The sequence below is a fragment of the Bradyrhizobium sp. CCBAU 51765 genome (assembly GCF_015291725.1).
In the GTDB taxonomy this organism is placed as follows: Bacteria; Pseudomonadota; Alphaproteobacteria; order Rhizobiales; family Xanthobacteraceae; genus Bradyrhizobium; species Bradyrhizobium liaoningense.
In genome coordinates this window covers 7,720,924-7,738,906 of record NZ_CP030038.1, presented here as the reverse complement: position 1 = coordinate 7,738,906, position 17,983 = coordinate 7,720,924, and the positions used below count along the sequence as shown (strand labels likewise).

General features: G+C 63.9%; 15 protein-coding genes. 5 read left to right on the top strand and 10 right to left on the bottom strand.

The window, feature by feature from the left end; all coding sequences use genetic code 11:
* From XH96_RS35840 to XH96_RS35825, 4 genes are read left to right on the top strand one after another with little or no spacing between them, the layout of a single operon-like run.
* On the top strand, nt 1-663 hold the full coding sequence (locus XH96_RS35840; protein ID WP_028138582.1) for a hydrogenase-4 component E: 663 nt from the start codon (nt 1-3) through the stop codon (nt 661-663).
* The gene (locus XH96_RS35835; protein ID WP_194390004.1) at nt 660-2,099 is read left to right on the top strand and encodes a hydrogenase 4 subunit F; all 1,440 of its coding nucleotides are present in this window, start codon (nt 660-662) and stop codon (nt 2,097-2,099) included. Before XH96_RS35840 ends, XH96_RS35835 begins: the two co-directional genes overlap by 4 nt.
* A gap of 3 nt (nt 2,100-2,102) precedes the next feature.
* Entirely contained in the window at nt 2,103-3,617 is a 1,515-nt protein-coding gene (locus XH96_RS35830) for an NADH-quinone oxidoreductase subunit C (protein ID WP_194390003.1), read from the top strand.
* A 3-nt stretch (nt 3,618-3,620) separates the two neighbouring features.
* Nucleotides 3,621-4,145 (top strand): NADH-quinone oxidoreductase subunit B family protein, encoded by a 525-nt coding sequence (locus tag XH96_RS35825; protein WP_194390002.1) that lies wholly within the window; start codon nt 3,621-3,623, stop codon nt 4,143-4,145.
* 138 nt (nt 4,146-4,283) lie between these two features.
* Here the strand turns inward: XH96_RS35825 and XH96_RS35820 are convergent, their stop codons facing one another.
* From XH96_RS35820 to XH96_RS35775, 10 genes are all read right to left on the bottom strand, one after another.
* Nucleotides 4,284-5,567 (bottom strand): glycerate kinase, encoded by a 1,284-nt coding sequence (locus XH96_RS35820; RefSeq protein WP_194390001.1) that lies wholly within the window; start codon nt 5,565-5,567, stop codon nt 4,284-4,286.
* A gap of 193 nt (nt 5,568-5,760) precedes the next feature.
* Nucleotides 5,761-6,990 (bottom strand): ABC transporter substrate-binding protein, encoded by a 1,230-nt coding sequence (locus tag XH96_RS35815; RefSeq protein ID WP_194390000.1) that lies wholly within the window; start codon nt 6,988-6,990, stop codon nt 5,761-5,763.
* 174 nt (nt 6,991-7,164) lie between these two features.
* Nucleotides 7,165-8,394: an ABC transporter substrate-binding protein gene (locus XH96_RS35810; protein WP_194389999.1), complete on the bottom strand. Its 1,230-nt coding sequence runs from the start codon at nt 8,392-8,394 to the stop codon at nt 7,165-7,167.
* Between the two features lie 256 nt (nt 8,395-8,650).
* Entirely contained in the window at nt 8,651-9,877 is a 1,227-nt protein-coding gene (locus XH96_RS35805) for an ABC transporter substrate-binding protein (protein ID WP_194389998.1), read from the bottom strand.
* Between the two features lie 116 nt (nt 9,878-9,993).
* The gene (locus XH96_RS35800; protein WP_194389997.1) at nt 9,994-11,229 is read right to left on the bottom strand and encodes an ABC transporter substrate-binding protein; all 1,236 of its coding nucleotides are present in this window, start codon (nt 11,227-11,229) and stop codon (nt 9,994-9,996) included.
* A gap of 38 nt (nt 11,230-11,267) precedes the next feature.
* A complete protein-coding gene (locus XH96_RS35795) occupies nt 11,268-12,287 on the bottom strand; it encodes a branched-chain amino acid ABC transporter permease (protein ID WP_194389996.1) in 1,020 nt (339 codons plus the stop codon).
* A 2-nt stretch (nt 12,288-12,289) separates the two neighbouring features.
* Nucleotides 12,290-13,168: a branched-chain amino acid ABC transporter permease gene (locus tag XH96_RS35790; RefSeq protein WP_194389995.1), complete on the bottom strand. Its 879-nt coding sequence runs from the start codon at nt 13,166-13,168 to the stop codon at nt 12,290-12,292.
* Nucleotides 13,169-13,181: 13 nt separating this feature from the next.
* Nucleotides 13,182-13,895 carry an ABC transporter ATP-binding protein gene (locus XH96_RS35785; RefSeq protein ID WP_025033919.1) on the bottom strand — a complete coding sequence of 238 codons (714 nt, stop codon included), beginning with the start codon at nt 13,893-13,895 and terminating at the stop codon, nt 13,182-13,184.
* A complete protein-coding gene (locus XH96_RS35780; RefSeq protein ID WP_028179414.1) occupies nt 13,892-14,689 on the bottom strand; it encodes an ABC transporter ATP-binding protein in 798 nt (265 codons plus the stop codon). Before XH96_RS35780 ends, XH96_RS35785 begins: the two co-directional genes overlap by 4 nt.
* Nucleotides 14,690-14,755: 66 nt before the next feature.
* Entirely contained in the window at nt 14,756-15,622 is an 867-nt protein-coding gene (locus XH96_RS35775; RefSeq protein WP_194394387.1) for an IclR family transcriptional regulator, read from the bottom strand.
* Nucleotides 15,623-15,751: 129 nt separating this feature from the next.
* Here XH96_RS35775 and XH96_RS35770 point away from each other — a divergent pair, with 129 nt between their 5' ends.
* Nucleotides 15,752-17,848: a 3-hydroxyacyl-CoA dehydrogenase NAD-binding domain-containing protein gene (locus XH96_RS35770; protein ID WP_194389994.1), complete on the top strand. Its 2,097-nt coding sequence runs from the start codon at nt 15,752-15,754 to the stop codon at nt 17,846-17,848.
* Nucleotides 17,849-17,983 lie beyond the last annotated feature (135 nt).

Below are 17,983 nucleotides of genomic sequence, written 5' to 3'. Positions count from 1 at the left end.
ATGAGCAGCCTGCAATTCGACATTGCCCATCTGCTCGCCGGCTCCCTCGTGCTGGCGAGCTTCATGATGCTCTATCAGGATCGGCTCTATGCGCTACTCAACGTCTATGCGCTGCATGCCGGTGTGCTGGCGCTATCGGTGGGCTGGCAGGCCTATGTGCAGCAAGCGCCGCATCTCTATATCACGGCGCTGATCGCGCTGGTCTTCAAGGCCATCATCATCCCCGTGGCGCTGCACCGGATCATCAAGCGGCTCGGTATCCACCGCGAGATCGAGAACGTGATCGGCATCGGCTTGACCATGATGGCCGGGATAGGCCTCGTCGCGCTGTCGATGGTTGTGATGTTGCGGGTGACGCCGGGCGCCGATGCGCTCGCGCGCGAGGACCTCGCCTTCGCGCTGTCGGTGGTGCTGCTGGGGCTCCTGATCATGGTTACGCGACGCAACGCCGTGAGCCAGGTCGTCGGCTTCATGTCGCTGGAGAACGGGCTGGTGCTGGCGGCAACCGGAGCCAAGGGCATGCCGCTGGTGGTGGAGATCAGCGTCGCCTTCTCGGTGCTGATCGCTTTCATCGTGATCGGGATATTCTTGTTCCGCATCCGCGAGCGTTTTGACAGCGTGGACGTGCAGGCGCTCGATCGCTTCCGGGGAGAGCGGCGATGACGATCGATGCGCTCGGTGCGATCCTGCTGATCCCGTCCCTCTCGGCCGCTCTGCTCGCGGTCCTGCCTGGCTACATGCTGGCGGCGAAGCTCAACATCGTCGCGGCGCTCGCGACCTTCCTCACTTCGCTGTCCCTGTTCGTGATCGAGCCGACGTCGGGGCAATATCTGCTGCTTGACGACCTCAACAAGGTCTTCATAGTTCTGACGACCTTCATCGGCTTCACGACCTCGGTCTTCAGCGCGAGCTACATCCACCACGAGATCGAGATCGGGCGGCTGACGCCGGCCTTCCTGCGTTTCTATCACGCGATGTACCAGATGCTGATGTTCGCGATGAACCTCGCGCTCGTCGCCAACAATATCGGCCTGATGTGGGTCGCGGTCGAGGTGGCGACGCTGACGACCGTGCTGATGGTCGGCATCTACCGCACCCACGAGGCGCTGGAAGCCGCATGGAAATACTTCATCCTCGGTAGCGTCGGCATCGCGCTAGCGCTGTTCGGCACGATCCTGGTCTATATGGCGGCGCGCCCCGCGGTGGGCGAGGGGCTGGACGGCATGGTATGGACGGTGTTGGTGAAGCACGCCGCACAGTTCGACCCGGCGTTGCTCAACGTCGCCTTCGTTTTCCTCTTGCTGGGCTACGGCACCAAGGTCGGCCTCGCGCCGCTGCACGCCTGGCTGCCGGATGCGCATGCCGAGGGCCCGACACCGATTTCGGCGGTGCTGTCCGGTCTGCTGCTCAATGTCGCGCTCTATGCGCTGCTGCGCTTCAAGATGATGCTTGCGGTCAACTCCGAGGCGATCGCGCCGGGTCCGCTGATGGTGACCATGGGCCTGATCTCGGTGATCTTCGCCGCGCTGATGCTGTACCGGCGCCGCGACATCAAGCGGATGTTCGCCTATTCCTCGATCGAGCATATGGGCATCATCGTCTTCGCCTTCGGCATGGGCGGGCCGCTCGCCAATTTTGCAGCTCTGTTGCACATGGCCATGCATTCGCTGACCAAGTCGGCAATCTTCTTCGCTGTCGGTCATATCGCACAGGTCAAGGGGACGCAGAAGATCGCCGAGATCGGCGGCCTCACGACGACCAACCCCGTGCTCGGCTGGGGCCTGATGCTCGGCGTCATCGCCATCGTCGGGCTGCCGCCGTTCGGCATCTTCATGAGCGAGTTTCTGGTGGTGAGCTCGACGTTCGCCCGCGCACCCTGGCTGACGGTGATCTTGGTGCTCGGTATCATCATCGCGCTCGGGGGGCTTTTCTTGCGGGTCGGCGCGGTGATGTTCGGCGAGCCCAAGGGCAAGACCGCACCCGCCGAAGCCTCCTACGTGCCGATGTTCACACATCTCGGATTGGTGCTGATGGCCGGCATCTATCTGCCGCCGGTGCTGGTCACCGGCTTCCAGAACGTCGCGAAGCTCCTGGGATAAGCGATGGGCATCTTCGACAGTATTCCCCATGTCCCCGCAGAGTTGCCGCATCGTCCCTGGCCGCGCGCGGTCGTGACGGAGGCGGGATGGCAGACGGCGATCGATCGAATGGTGGAGGGACGCCTCACGCTGCTTGGTTTCTGGGGCGAGCGGACCGCGGTGCACATGGCGATGCTCGATGGCGTCTCGACCGATATCGCGGTCGTCACCTACGAGTGTACGGACGGCACATTTCCGAGCGTCGCCAGCCGTCATCCGCCGGCGCTTCGGCTGGAGCGGACCATCCATGATCTGTTCGGGCTTGTTCCTGCCGCCGCCGACGATCTGCGGCCATGGCTCGATCACTATGCCTGGGGCAAGCCCTATCCGCTCTCCGGTCGCATCGCATCGCGCGACGTGAGGCCATACCAGTTCCTGCCGGCCGAGGGCGAGGGGTTGCACCAGGTGGCGGTCGGCCCCGTTCATGCCGGGATCATCGAGCCCGGCCATTTCCGCTTCACCGCCAATGGCGAGCACGTGGTGCGGCTGGAGCAGTGGCTCGGCTACACCCACAAGGGCATCGAGTCGCTGATGCAGGGCGCGAACCTCGAGACTGCGGCAAGGCTCGCCAACCGCACCTCCGGCGACAGCGCGGTGGCCTATGCTTTCGCCTTTGCCCGTGCGGCGGAAGCCGCGCTCGACATCAAGGTGCCGCCGCGCGCGACGTACTTGCGGGCGCTGATGGCGGAATTGGAGCGGCTCGCCAATCATTTCGGCGACATCGGTGCGATCTGCAACGATGCGTCGTTCGCGCTGATGCACGCCCAGACCGGCATTTTGCGCGAGCGAACCCTGCGCGCTGCGGATGCTGCGTTCGGCCATCGCCTGATGATGGACGTCGTCGTGCCCGGTGGCGTGGCGCGCGACATCGCGCCGGACGGTATCCCGGCGCTGCGAACGCTGCTTGCTGAAATCAAGAAGGTCTTTCCGCGCTTGATCGAGCTCTATGACAACACGGCGTCCTTGCAGGACCGCACCGTCACCACGGGCATCGTGAAGGCGGAGTATGCGCGTCAGTTCGGCGCCGGCGGCTATGTCGGCCGCGCCTCCGGCCGCGATTTCGATGCGCGGCGCGCGATTGCCTACATGCCTTACGATTCGCTGTCGTTCGAAGTGCCGGTACTGCAGGCCGGCGACGTGAACGCGCGGGTCTGGATCCGAATCCGCGAGGTCGAGCAGAGCGTCGCGTTGATCGCGCAGATTCTCGACCAGCTTGGGCCGGGCGCGCTCGAAACCGCGCTGCCAGCCGGGATCGGCGGCGGTGCCTGTGAAGGCATGGCGCTCACCGAAGCCTTCCGCGGCGACGTTCTGGTGTGGCTGCGGCTCGACGGCGACTTGCGCGTCGAACGCTGCCACCTGCGCGATGCGTCGTGGTTCCAGTGGCCGCTGCTGGAAACTGCGATCGAGGGCAACATCATTGCCGACTTTCCGCTCTGCAATAAATCGTTCAACTGTTCCTATTCTGGCGTGGACCTCTAAGCTATGCGCGGGACCCTGCTCGAAAGCCTCACCCATGGTTCGCTGACGGAGCCCGCGCCGGCGCCGGACGAGTCGGCGCTGGCGGAGCTTGCAACGAAAGTCAACCGCGCCGCCCAGGCCAGGCTTGGGCGTTCTCTTGCCATTCGCGAGGTCGATGCCGGGTCCTGCAACGGCTGCGAGCTGGAGATCCATGCGCTGTCCAACGCCTTCTACGACATCGAACGTTTCGGCCTGCGCTTCGTCGCCTCGCCGCGCCATGCCGACGTGCTGCTGGTCACGGGCCCGGTGACGAAGAACATGCGACAGGCGCTGGAGCGGACCTACAACGCGACGCCCGATCCGAAATGGGTCGTCGCGGTCGGCGGCTGCGCGATCGATGGCGGCATTTTCGGAGGCAGCTACGCCTGCGTCGGCGGCGTGTCCGAGATCGTTCCCGTGGATTTACACATCAAGGGGTGCCCGCCGTCGCCGACGGACTTGTTGAAGGGCCTGCTGGCGCTGCTGGAGCACGTCAGCGTCAAGCGGTAGGCCGCACCTACACACTTCGTCACTGCGAGAGCCCTGGATTCTCCACTTTGCGGCGAACGACGACTGTGTCGTGGCTGGACAGATGTCCAAAGCCGTCATGGATAGGCAGTGCCGCGATGGCGTCGAGCAAGGCGAGCCTCAATCCACCAGAATCACCCGGATATCGTTCACGTTGGTCAGCGTCGGCCCCGGCGTGAGCAGATCGCCCGTGGCCTCGAAGAACGAGGTCGCGTCGTTGTTGTCGAGATAGGCCTGCGGCTGCAGTCCCTGCGCCTTCATCCTTGCGAACGTTGCCGCGTCGATCAGCGCGCCGGCCGGGTCCGTGGGGTTCCCGGCACCGCCATCGGCGCCGTCGGTGTCGCCGGCGAGGGCCGAGATGCCGGCGGTGTCCTGCAACAGGCCGGCGAGCGCCAGCGCGTATTCCTGGTTCGGTCCGCCGCGTCCCTGGCCACGCACGGTGACCGTGAGCTCGCCGCCGGAGAGGATGGCGATGCGCTTGCCTTGCGCACGCGCCTCGAGCGCCAGCCTGGCGTGATCGGCGGCGACCTCGCGCGCCTCGCCTTCGAGATCGGCGCCGAGATCGATGGTCTCGTAGCCGGAGGCGCGCGCCAGCTTCACCGCGGCGTCGAGCGACTGCCTGGGCCGCGCGATCAGCTCGAATGTCGCACGCCCGAAGGCCGCGTCGCCCGGTTTGCAGCTCTCATTGGCGGGATCGTCGAGCGCGCGGCGCACCGCATCGTCGACGTCGAGCCTGTACTTGTCCACGATCGCGCGCGCATCGGCCAGCGTCGTCGGATCCGGCACGGTGGGGCCGGAGGCGATCGCGGAAGGATCGTCATGCGGCACGTCGGAGATCGCGAGCGTGACGATCTCGGCGGCGTTCCTGCCGGCCCGCGCCAGCCGCCCGCCCTTGATCCGCGACAGATGTTTCCTGACGATGTTCATCTCGCCGATCGGCGCGCCCGAGCGCAGCAGCGCCTTGTTGACCGCCTGCTTCTGCGCGAAGCTGACGCCATTCGCCGGCGCGATCCAGTTGGCCGAGCCGCCGCCGGTGAGCAGCACCAGGAGCAGATCGTCAGGCCCGGCCTCGCCCGCCAGCGCGAGCGTGTCGGCGGCGCCTTTCAGGCCGGCTTCGTCAGGCACGGGATGCCCGGCCTCGACCACGCGGATGCGGCGGGTCGGCACGCCGTAGCCGTGGCGCGTGGTGGCGATGCCGACCAGCCGTTCCGGCGGGAGCCCGAGCGCGTCGAGATAGTGCCGCTCGGCCGCCGCGGCCATCGCGCCTGCGCCCTTGCCGGCGGCAAGGCAGATCACGCGTCCCCTGGGCGCGGGGCGCAGATGCGGTGCCAGGATCGTATTCGGATGGGCGGCGGCAACGGCGGCGTCGTAGAGCGCGCGGAGCAGGGGACGTCGGTCGGTCATGACGATGGCCTTCGGCAGACTGAAGTTGCGGCGACGAGGTCGCCGGCCAACTGCCTACCGCATCGTGCGCCAAAGCGTAAGCGGCCTCCGCCATCATTCGATTGTGCAATCGCGTGATCAGAACCGCCGCGCAAGCAGAAACCCCCTGCGCGACCGGCGCAGGGGATTTTCCGTCGTGCCTTTCAGGCGTCAGCTAGCCGCCGGCTTCCGCATTGATGACGTCGCCGAACAGCTCCCATCGCTCGCCCTTGAAGCGTTGCAGCTGCAGCGAGCTGATCGGGGCGAAATCCGTCGCCGACGTGTTGATCTTGATGCCGGGCAGCAGCGCTTCGGTGCGGAAGTCCTTCAGGCTCGCGGCCTGTTTCATGACGTTCGCGCGCGTGAGGTCGTCGCCGCAGTTCTTCAGCACCTGGACCAGCGTCTGTGCGACGCCGTAGCCGACGATCGTGCCGCCGTCGGTCTTGTCGCCTTCGGGGAAGTACTTCGTCATGAAGTCGAGGAACGCCTTCATGCCCGCGTCGTTGGCCCATTGCGCATCGGTCGTGTCCTTCAGATAGGCCGCCGAAATGATGCCTTGCGCGTTCTCGAAGCCCGCCGGCTTGATCACGCTTCCGACCGAGGCCGAGACGTTGTTGAGGAAGTGGATCGGTTTCCAGCCGATCTCGGCATTCTTCTTGATCGCCTGCGCCGCGAATTTCGGCGTGGTGATGTTGATGAAGACGTCGGCGCCGGTCGCCTTCAGCTTGACGATGTGATTGTCGATGGTCGGCTCCGACGTCTCGTAGCTTTCCTCCAGCACGATCATGCTTGCGGCCTTGGCGCCGAGGCCGTCCTTCAGGCCCTTCAGGTAGTCCTTGCCGTAATCGTCGTTCTGGTAGAGCACGCCGATCTTGGCGTTGGGCAGCTCCTTCAGGATGTATTTGGCGTAGATCTGCGTCTCGCTCTGGTAGTTGGGCTGCCAGCCCATGGTCCAGGGGAAGTTCTGCGGATCGTTCCACTTGGTGGCGCCGGTGGCGACGAACAGCTGCGGCACCTTCTTCGAGTTCATGTACTTCTGGATCGCCGTGTTCGGCGGCGTGCCGAGCGAGTTGAAGACGAGCAGCACCTCGTCGCTCTCGACCAGCTTGCGCGCCTGCTCCACCGTCTTCGGCGGTGAGTACGCGTCGTCGTAGGAGATGAAATTGATCTTGCGGCCGTTGATGCCGCCTTCGTCGTTGATCTTCTTGAAATAGGCGGCTTCGGTGCGCCCGATGATGCCGTAGGCGGACGCCGGTCCGCTGTAGGGCATGATGTTGCCGATCTTGATCTCGGTGTCGGTCGCGCCGGTATCGTATTTCTTCTGGGCCGATGCAGTTGAAGTCGAAGCCGCAATGAGCGCGAGCGCCAATGATGCGGCCGCGAGTTTGCCGGTGACAGCAGGCATTCCAATCTCCCTATTCTTCTTGGTGTGTGCGTCCCTTTTCTTGTCTCGTTTTTTGGCGACGCGACCGCAATTCAATACGATTTGCCCGGAAGCTTCAAGGAAAAGCCCCTGCGGCAAGGCCGCAGGGGCTGCGTCTTTAGTCGATTTGGCTACATCTTGAGCAACTGGGTAAGGTCAGCCGCCGACGTCGCCGCTCAGGACCTCGCCAAATCGCTCCCAATGCTCGCCCTTGAAGCGGATCAACTGGAGCTGCGAGAGCGGCGCGAAGTCGGTGGCCGAGGTGTTGACCTTGACGCCCGGCAGCAGCCCGGCCGGCTCGTAATCCCTGATGCTGGCGGCCTGCTTCATGATGTTTTCGCGGGTCAGGTTGTCGCCGCAGGATTTCAGCACGTGTGCCAGGCCTTGCGCGACGATGTAGCCGTACATCACCGCGGCGTCGGCGCGGTTGGCTTCCGGATAGTACTTGTCCAGGAATTCGTTCCAGGCGATCATGGCCTTGTCGTTCTTCCACTGCGCGTCGGTCGGGTCCTTGAAGTATTGCGACGAGATGATGTCCTGGGCGTTCTCGAAGCCGGCCGGCTTGATCACGCTGCCGATCGAGTTCGAGACGTTGTTGAGGAAGTGCAGCGGCTTCCAGCCGACCTCGGCGTTCTTCTTGATGGCCTGCGCCGCGAATTTCGGCGTGGTGATGTTGAAGAAGATATCCGCGCCCGTCGCCTTCATCTTCACGATGTGGGAATCGATGGTTGGCTCGGAGACTTCGTAGCTGTCCTCAATGACGATCATCGAGGCGGCCTTGGCGCCGAGCCCGTCCTTGAACCCCTTCAGATAGTCCTTGCCGTAGTCGTCGTTCTGGTAGAGCACGGCGATCTTGGCGTTCGGATGGTTCTTCAGGATGTATTTGGCATAGATGATCGACTCGATCTGGTAGTTGGGCTGCCAGCCCATCGTCCACGGGAAGTTCTGCGGATCGTTCCACTTGGTGGCGCCGGTGGCGACGAAGAGCTGCGGCACCTTCTTCGAGTTCATGTATTTCTGGATCGCTGTGTTGGGCGGCGTGCCCAGCGAGTTGAAGATCAACAGCACCTCGTCGCTTTCGACGAGCTTGCGCGCCTGTTCCACCGTTTTGGGCGGCGAGTAGGTGTCGTCATAGGTGATGAAATTGATCTTGCGGCCGTTGATGCCGCCTTCTGCGTTGATCTTGCGGAAATAGGCCTCCTCGGTCTTGCCGATCACGCCGTAGGCGGAGGCGGGTCCGCTGTAGGGCATGATGTTGCCGATCTTGATTTCGGTGTCGGATGCGCCGGTATCGTATTTCTTCTGCGCGGATGCTGCCGTGGATAGAGCGACAGCCAGCACGAGGGCAGCCGAGAAGGCCCCCAATCGCACATGCATTGCAGGCATCTTGATCTCCCTAGGAAGGTTTGAATGTGTCGATTGTTCTTGTTGGGGGCGATGGTTGCTCCTCGCTCCATCGCACATTCAATACCTATCCACGGCCGTCAGCAAGAAGAACGCCCCCGCATAAGCGTCGCGGGGTGGGCGATTCTCGTCGAAGACGATCCTGGAATATTCCGGCGCGTGAGATTTCGTGCCGCCAATCCGCCGCTGCAGTTGCTTTCAGAAGAAGCGGCTATCTTGAATTGAGCCGTCGTGGCGGTCAGTGGCCGACGTGGCTCGAGATGACGTCGCCGAAGATCTCCCATTTCCGGCCCTTGAACCGCATCATCTGGAGCTGTTCGATCGGCGCGAAATCGTCCGGCGCGGTATTGATCTTGATGCCGGGCAAGAGCGTATCGGGTTCGAAGTCCTTCAGGCTGGCGGCCTGCTTCATGACGTTCTCGCGGGTGAGATCGTCGCCGCACATCTGCAGCACCTTCACCATGGTCTGCGCGGCGGCATAGCCGAACACGACGCCGGCATCGAGCTTGTTGGCCTTGGGGTCATACTGGGCGAGGAAGTTGTAGAATTTCTTCATGCCGTCATCGGCATTCCACTGCGGATCGGAGCCGTCCTTGGTGTAGCTCGCCGACAGGATGCCTTGCGAGATCTCGAGCCCGGCCGGTTCGAGCACGCCGCCGACCGAAGCCGAGACGTTCGAGACGATGTGGACCGGATGCCAGTTGATCTCCGCCGCCTTCTTAATGCCCTGCGCCGTGAATTTCGGTGTGGTGATGCTGATGAAGACGTCAGCGCCGGAGGCTTTCAGTTTGACCACGTGCTCGTCGATCGCCGGCTCCGAGGTGCTGTAGGGCTCTTCCGCCACGATCATCGAGGCCTTGGCGCCGAGACCCTCTTTCAGCCCGTTCAGATAGTCCTTGCCGAAATCGTCGTTCTGGTAGAGCACACCGATCTTTCCGTTCGGCTTCTCCTTCATGAGGTATTTGGCGTAGATGCGCGCCTCGCTCGCGTAGTTCGGCTGCCAGCCCATGGTCCAGGGATAGTGCTTGGGATCGTTCCATTTCGATGCACCGCTCGCCACGAACAATTGCGGCACCTTCTTCTCGTTCATGTATTTGCGGATGGCGCTGTTGGTGGAGGTGCCGAGCGAGCCGAAAATCAGCAGCACCCCGTCGCTCTCGACCAGCTTGCGCGCCTGCTCCACCGTCTTCGGCGGCGAATAGGCGTCGTCATAGGAGATGAACTTGATCTTGCGGCCATTGATGCCGCCCTCGGCGTTGATCTTGTTGAAATAGGCTTCCTCGGTCTTGCCGATCGCGGCATAGGCGGAGGCCGGCCCGCTATAGGGCATGATGTTACCGATCTTGATCTCGGTATCGGAAGCGCCGTTGTCGTACTTCTTCTGCGCCAACACCTCGCCGCTCGTTGCAGTGCACAAGGCGAGCGCGACCCAGAGGGACGCAACCTGGAAACGAACGGCGACCATTGTTCTCCTTCCTCGGGGCGGATCGGTCGCATTGAACAAGATTGGCGCCGGCCGTCAACAAGAAGCCCCCGCGGTCGCCCGCGGGGGCTGTTACGTTGGATGATCGCGTCAGCGGGTCACTCGGAGGCGATATCGCCGCTGATGATCTCGCCGAACAGTTCCCACTTCTCGCCCTTGAAGCGCATCATCTGAAGCTGCGCAATCGGGGCGAAGTCGGTGGCGCTGGTGTTGAGCTTGACGCCGGGCAGCATGGTATCCGGCGCGAAGTCCTTCAGGCTCGCGGCCTGCTTCATGAGGTTGGCGCGGGTGAGATCGTCACCGCACATTTCCAGCACCTTGGCCAGGGTCGACGCGGCGCCGTAGCCATAGACCATGCTGGTATCGGACTTGTCGGCACCCGGCATGTACTTGTCGACGAACTCGTTCCACCGCTTCATGCCGGGATCGTTGGCCCATTGCGGGTCGGTGGAGTCCTTGGCATAGGCTGCCGACAACACGCCCTGCGCGTTTTCGAAGCCGGCCGGCTTCATCACGCTGCCAACCGAGATCGACACGTTGGTGAGGATCTGGAGCGGCTTCCAGCTGAGCTCGGCGGTCTTCTTGATGGTCTGGGCCGCGAACTTCGGCGTGGTGTAGATCAGGAGCACGTCGGGATTGGCCGCCTTGATCTTGACGATGTGACCGTCGATCGACGGCTCGGAGACCTCGTAGCTCTCTTCCATGATGATCATGGACGAGGCCTTCGCGCCGAGACCGTCCTTGGTGCCCTTGAGGTAGTCTTTGCCGAAATCGTCGTTCTGATAGAGGATAGCGATCTTGGCGTCCGGCTTCTCCTTCATCAGCCATTTGGCGTAGATGTGCGCTTCGCTCTGGTAGGAGGGCTGCCAGCCCATGGTCCAGGGGAAGTTCTTCGGATCGTTCCACTTGGTTGCGCCGGTGGCGACGAACAGTTGCGGGATCTTCTTGGCGTTGAGGTATTTCTGGATCGCCGTGTTCGAGGGCGTGCCGAGCGGGTTGAAGACGGCCAGCACCTCGTCGCTCTCGACCAGCTTGCGGACCTGCTCGACGGCCTTCGGCGGCGAATAGCCGTCGTCATAGGTTACGAAGTTGATCTTGCGACCGTTGATGCCACCCTTGTCGTTTACCATCCTGAAATAGGCCTCTTCGGTCTTGCCGATGATGCCATAGGCCGAGGCCGGACCGCTGTACGGCATGATGTTGCCGATCTTGATCTCGGTATCGGACGCGCCGGTGTCGTATTTCTTTTGGGCGAGTGCAGCGCCGGAGGTGAGGGTGACGGCCGCCGTTGCCGTGACCAGCGCGGCGGCTCGCAGTGTTCTTCCGAAAAGCAATTGGGTCTCCTTGGTTAAACAACAGTCCTTGAGAGTTTTCAGTTCTTCCTGAGCTTGCCGACGAGTTGCTGGCCCAGGACCGCGACCTGTCTCGCGCCATGCGGCACGAGGTAGATGACGAGGAACAACAGCACGCCGAACACCGCGCCGGAGAGGCCCTTGGAGATGCTTTCCGCCATGTTCGGCACGAAGATGATGAAGGCCGCACCGACGAACGAGCCGGGCAGCCAGCCGACGCCGCCGACCACCATGCCGAGGAACAGCGAGATCGCGAGCGTGATGGTGTAGCTGTCGGGCGCGACGAATTGCACGGCGATGGCGCCAAGCGAGCCGGCAACGCCGGTGATGCCGGCGGACACCCCGAAAGCCAGCGTCTTGTAGAGCGCGACGTTGACACCCATCGAGGAAGCCGCGATCTCGTTGTCGCGGATCGCCATGAATGCGCGGCCCGAGCGGGAGCGCAGCAGGTTCACCGAGAAGATGTAGATCGCGATCGTCACGGCGAGCGTGAAGTAGTACAGCCACATGTCCTGCGACATCGGCAGGCCGAACGGTGCGTCCGGCTTGGTGACGACGAGGCCCTGCACGCCGCCGGTCCAGTGCTCGAGGAAGTTCAGCTTCAACAGTTGCGGCATCGCGGTGGCGAGCGCGAAGGTCGCGAGCGCGAGATAGACGCCGGACAGCCGCAGCGCCGGCTTGCCGAAGAGGTAGCCGAATCCGAAGCAGATCGCGGCGGAAATCGGAATTGTCAGCGCGTAGTTGATGTTGGCGTGCTCCATCAGCACCGCCGAGGTATAGGCGCCGACGGCGTAGAACGCGCTCTGGCCGAGCGAGAATTGGCCGCTTCCGCCGGTCAGGATGTTCAGCGCCAGCACGGCGAGCCCGTAGATCAGGAGCATCGTCATCTGGAAGATGATGAAGTTCTTGACGAACATCGGCACGACCAGCAGCGCCGCCAGCACCACCAGCGAGGTGCCGGTGCCCAGCGTCATGGCGCGCTTCGGAACGGCCTCGACCGCCTGGTGGCCTTCGGCGACGACTTCTTCTGCAGCGCTCATGATCAAACTCGCTTGACGATGTGCCGGCCGAACAGGCCAGCGGGTTTGACGACCAGGACGGAGATGATCAGCGCGAGCGCGATCGGGAGCTTCAGTTCGTTGCCGACGCCGGGGATGTAGGTGCCGGCGAGGTTCTCGAACACGCCGACCAGGAAGCCGCCGACCACGGCGCCGAACGGGCTCGACAATCCGCCGAGCACGGCCGCGGCGAAGCCGTAGATCAGGACGCCGCCCATCATGTTGGGCTCGAGGAACACGACCGGGGCGATCAGCATGCCGGCGATCGAGCCGATCGCGGTTGCCATGCCCCAGCCGAGCGCGATCATCCAGCTCGTGTTGATGCCGACGAGGCGGGCCGATTCAGGCACCGAGGCGGCGGCGCGCATTGCAAGGCCGATCCGGGTGTACTGGAAGAAGAAGTAGAGGCCGAGCAGGAGCAGCACGGTGACGCCGATCATGCCGGCCTGGTGGGTCGAGATCAGCTGGCTGCCCAGGAACGGCGAGGAGCCGAACGGGGTCGGGTACTGTTTGATGGTGAAGTCCCAGATCAGGCCGGCCGAGGAGTTGATGATCGCAAACAGCGCGATGAAGCCGGCGACGTTGGTCAGCACCGGCGCCTTCGCGAGCGGCTTGAACAGGATGCGCTCGATCGCGATGCCGGCGACGAAGGAGAATGCCAGCGTCATCAGGAAGGCCGCCCAATAGGACACGCCCCACTGCATCAGCTGCCAGGAGATGAAGGTCGAGAACATCGCCATCTCGCCTTGCGCGAAATTGAGATGGTCGATGGCCTGGTAGATCATGACCACGGCGAGCGCCATGCAGGCGTAGATCGCGCCCGTGGCGATGCCGGCCAGGACCTGGTTGGTGAACAGTTCCATTGTCCCGGCTCCCTCAGTAACCCAGATAGGATTTGCGGATTTCTTCGTTGTTCGCGATGTCCTTGGCTTTGCCCGACATCACGATCCGACCGGTCTCGATCACATAGGCCTGGTCGGCGAGTTCGAGCGCCAGCTGGGCGTTCTGTTCGACCACCAGGATCGACACCTTGTCCTCGCGGTTGATCTTGCCGAGGATGCCGAACAAATCGCGCACCACCAGCGGCGCGAGGCCGAAGGACGGCTCGTCGAGCAGCATCAGCCGCGGCCGCAGCATCAGGGCGCGGGCGACCGCGAGCATCTGCTGCTCGCCGCCGGACAGCGTGCCGGCCACCTGGGTGTGCCGCTGCTTCAGCACCGGGAAGTGGGCGTACATGCGCTCGATGTCGGAGACGATGCCGGCGCTGTCCTTGCGGGTGATGGCGCCGAGCTGCAGGTTCTCCTCCACCGTCATGGTGGTGAAGGTGCCGCGGCCCTGCGGCACGTGGGCGATGCCGAACCGCACGATGCTTTCGGTCGAGCGGTTGTTCAGGGGCTTGCCTTCGAACTCGATCGCTCCGGTCGAGCGCACCATGTTGCAGATCGCGCGCAGCGTCGTGGTCTTGCCGGCGCCGTTGGCACCGAGCAGCGTCACCAGCGAGCCCTCGTTGAGCGAGAAGGACAGGCCATGGAGTGCCTGGACCTGGCCGTAATAGGCGCGCAGGTCCTTGACGTTGAGCAGCGTCGTCATTGGTCCTTGCTCCCGAGATACGCCTTGATGACGTCGGGGTCGGCCTGCACCTGGGCGGGCGTCCCCTCCGCGAGCTTCTTGCCGAAATTCAGCGCGACGACGTGGTCGGCGATCGACATCACGAGGCCCATGTGGTGCTCGACCAGGAGCACGGTCATGTGGCGCTCGTCGCGAATGCGGCGGATGAGAGCTCCGAGCACGTAGACTTCCTCGTGGTTGAGGCCGCCGGCAGGCTCGTCGAGCAGCAGGATCTTCGGATCGGCCGCGAGCGCACGCGCCAGCTCGACCCGCTTCTGCGTACCAAAGGGCAGGCCGGAGACGATAGTGTGGGCGACGTCCTCGAGGTCGAGATAGGCGAGGATCTCGTGCACCTTCTTGTTGACGCTGGTCTCGCTGCGCCGGACCCAGGCAAGCCTCAGGGAGTCGCTGATGATGTCGCTCGAGGTCTTCGAATGCGCACCGACGCGGACGTTGTCCATCACCGACAAATTCGGGAACAGCGCCACGTTCTGGAAGGTGCGGCCGATGCCGATCTCGGCGATCCGGTGCGGCGGCCGCGACAGGATGCTGACGCCGTCCATCAGGATGTCGCCGGACGACGGCTGATACAGCCGCGAAAGGCAATTGAAGAGCGTGGTCTTGCCGGCGCCGTTGGGGCCGATCAAGCCGAGGATCTGGCCCTTGTGCATGTCGAAGGACACGCCGTTGAGCGCGATGATGCCGCCGAACACGACGCTGACGTCGCGAACTGCGAGCAGGGGCGATGTCCCCCGCGCGAGCTGTGCCTGCGTCATCTCGTCTCGCTCACGTCGTTCAGTGAGCGATGGGGCGATGCAAACCGCTCCCGATGATGACAAAGGCTATCTGAACCCCTCGGCCACACGCGCAACTTTTCCTCCTGATTTCAGCTTTTTGCTGTTGTCTTTTTTTGAATGCGGCATCAGACCCCCGAGCGCCGCTTCGATGTTCCTTACCATCGCCAGCAGACGCGGTCCAATGTCGTTGATCAGACGCTCTTCCGTGAAACGGAATGCCGGCGCGCCGCAATTGAATGCGTAAGGTCCGGTTCCGTCGTTGAGCTTGAGCGCGACGCCGGCCGCGCCGATGTCGTCGTGCCAATCGCCGACCGAGATCGCAAAGCCGTATTTCGCGACCATTTCGCCGGAACGCTCCAATCCTTCGCGCATCTTCGGCCAGCGGCTGCCGTAATGTTCGCGCAGAATGCGCGACACTTCAGCGCGACTTTCGTCGTCGAGCGCCCAGAAATAGGCGCGGCCCATCGCACTGGTTGCAATCGGCACGCGCGAGCCGACGTCAAGTTGAACGCCGACCGTCTCGCTGCCGCGGCTCTGCCCGAAATAGATCATGCTGTGACGGTCGCGGCCGCCGACGGCGACGGCGCCGCCGGTCGCGCGCATCACTTCCTCGCGGAACGGCTCCGACAGATGCCGAACGCCCAGATTGGCCAACGCCGCGTAACCGAGCGACATCGCTGCGGGTGCGAGCTGGTACTTCTCGAAGCGGGGAACCGGCGTCAGATAGCCGAGCCTGGTCAAGGTGTAGGTCAGCCGCGACACGGTCGGTTTGGGCAGATTGGTGCGCGCCGCAATCTCCTGATTGCCGAGCAGGCCGTCATTGGGTTGGAACGCGCGCAATACATCCAGTCCGCGGGAAAGCGCGACGACGAAATTCCGATCGGTCGCAGTCTTCTTTCCTGTACGCTTCATCCCTGATCTGCTTCTTGCGCGGAGTCGTTGACAACGTCCGTGCTTCAAAATAACCCTGCCGTCAAGATGCGGAATTAAATTCCGCACCGCGAAATCGAACAAAAGCAATCCCCACCAAGGAGGGACACCGTGAGCGAAGTGGTCAAGCTTGAGCGTCATGATGAGGTCGGCATCGTCACGGTCAACAGCCCGCCGGTCAATGCGCTGAGTGCCGCGGTCCGCGGCGGCATTCTGGAATGCATCAAGGCCGCGATCGCCGATCCCGCCATCAAGGGCATCGTGCTGACCTGCGCCGGCCGCACCTTCATTGCGGGCGCCGACATCACCGAATTCGGCAAGCCGCCGAAGCCGCCGGCCCTCAACGACGTGCTGTCCGAGATCGAGAATTCGCCCAAGCCCGTCGTTGCCGCGATCCACGGCACCGCCCTCGGCGGCGGCCTTGAGGTCGCGCTCGCCTGTCATTTCCGTGTCGCGGTGAAAGAGGCCAAGCTCGGCCTGCCCGAGGTGAAGCTGGGCCTGTTGCCGGGCGCCGGCGGAACCCAGCGTCTGCCCCGCGCGGTCGGGCCTGAGCTCGCAGTCAAGATGATCGTCGGCGGCGACCCGATCGGCGCCGCCGAAGCGCTGAAGAACGGCCTGATCGAGGAGATCGTCGAGGGGCCGGCCTCGGGCGGCGAAGCCTTCGTGCGCAAGCTGCTGGCCGAGAAGCGCCCGCTGCGCCGCCTGCGCGACGACGATTCCAAGATCGCGGCCGCCAAGGCCGACCGCTCGATCTTCACCAATGCCGTCGCCGCCATGACCAAGAAGTCACGCGGCCTGGAGGCGCCTTTCGCGGCGGCCGACGCCGTCGGCTACGCCATCGACCTTCCGTTTGACGAGGGGTTGAAGAAGGAGCGCGAGGGCTTCCTGAAGCTCGTCGCCAGCGACCAGTCCAAGGCGCAGCGCTATGCGTTCTTCGCCGAGCGCGAAGCCGCCAAGATCGCGGGTGTCCCCGAAGGCACCAAGTCGCGCCCTGTGAACCGTGTCGCCATTCTCGGCGCCGGCACCATGGGCGGCGGCATCGCGATGTCGTTCGCCAATGCCGGCATCCCCGTCACGCTGATCGAGACCGCCGAGGAGCAGCTCAAGCGCGGCATGGGCGTCATGCAGAAGAACTGGGAAGCGACGGCCGCGCGCGGCGGCATCCCGGCCGACGCGCCCGCCAAGCGCATGGCGCTGATCGACGGCAAGGTCGGCATCGAGAATGTCGGCGACGCCGACCTCGTCATCGAGGCCGTGTTCGAGACCATGGCGGTGAAGAAGGAAGTGTTCGGCAAGCTCGACCAGTACGCCAAGCCGGGCGCGGTGCTCGCCTCCAACACCTCGTACCTGAACATCGACGAGATCGCGAAGTCGACCAAGCGTCCGCAGGACGTGCTCGGCATGCACTTCTTCTCGCCGGCCAACGTCATGAAGCTGTGCGAGATCGTGCGTGCCGACAAGACCGCGCCGGACGCGCTCGTGACGGCCGTCACGATCGCGCGCAAGATCGCGAAAGTCCCGGCCGTGGTCGGCGTCTGCGACGGCTTCGTCGGCAACCGCATGCTGGCCCAGCGCGGCAAGCAGTCCGAGAAGCTGCTGTTCGAAGGCGCGCTGCCGCAGCAGGTCGATGCCGTCGTCACCAAGTTCGGCATGCCGATGGGTCCGTTCGCGATGGGCGACCTCGCCGGCCTCGACATCGGCTGGCGCTCGCGCAAGGACCGCGGCATCAAGTCGGAGATCGCGGACGCGCTGTGCGAAGCCGGCCGCTTCGGCCAGAAGACCGGCAAGGGCTACTACAAGTACGAAGCCGGCTCCCGCGCGCCGCTGCCCGATCCTGAGGTCGAGAAGCTGATCGACGAGACGCTTGCCCGCCTCGGCCGCAAGAAGCGCGTCGTCAGCGACGAGGAGATCCTCGAGCGCATGATGTATCCGATGATCAACGAGGGCGCGAAGATCCTGGAAGAGGGCATCGCCGCGCGCCCCAGCGACATCGACGTGGTCTGGCTCTACGGCTATGGCTGGCCGATCTACCGCGGCGGCCCGATGTTCTGGGCCGACAGCGTCGGCCTCAAGCACATCGCCGATCGCCTGTCGTTCTACGCCAAGGAGACCAACGATCCGAGCCTCGAGCCCGCACCGCTGCTGAAGAAGCTCGCCGCCGAAGGCAAGACGTTCGCCTCGCTCGCGGCGGCTTCGAAGGCGGCGTGATTGGATTGGTAGCTGCCGCGATGTCGCGCTCAGGGCAACACTCTCTCCGTTCCCTCCCCCCTTGTGGGGGAGGGTTGGGGAGGGGGGTGGCTCCGGGCGAGGTTCGAGTTTGTGGCTACCCCTCTCCCCAACCCT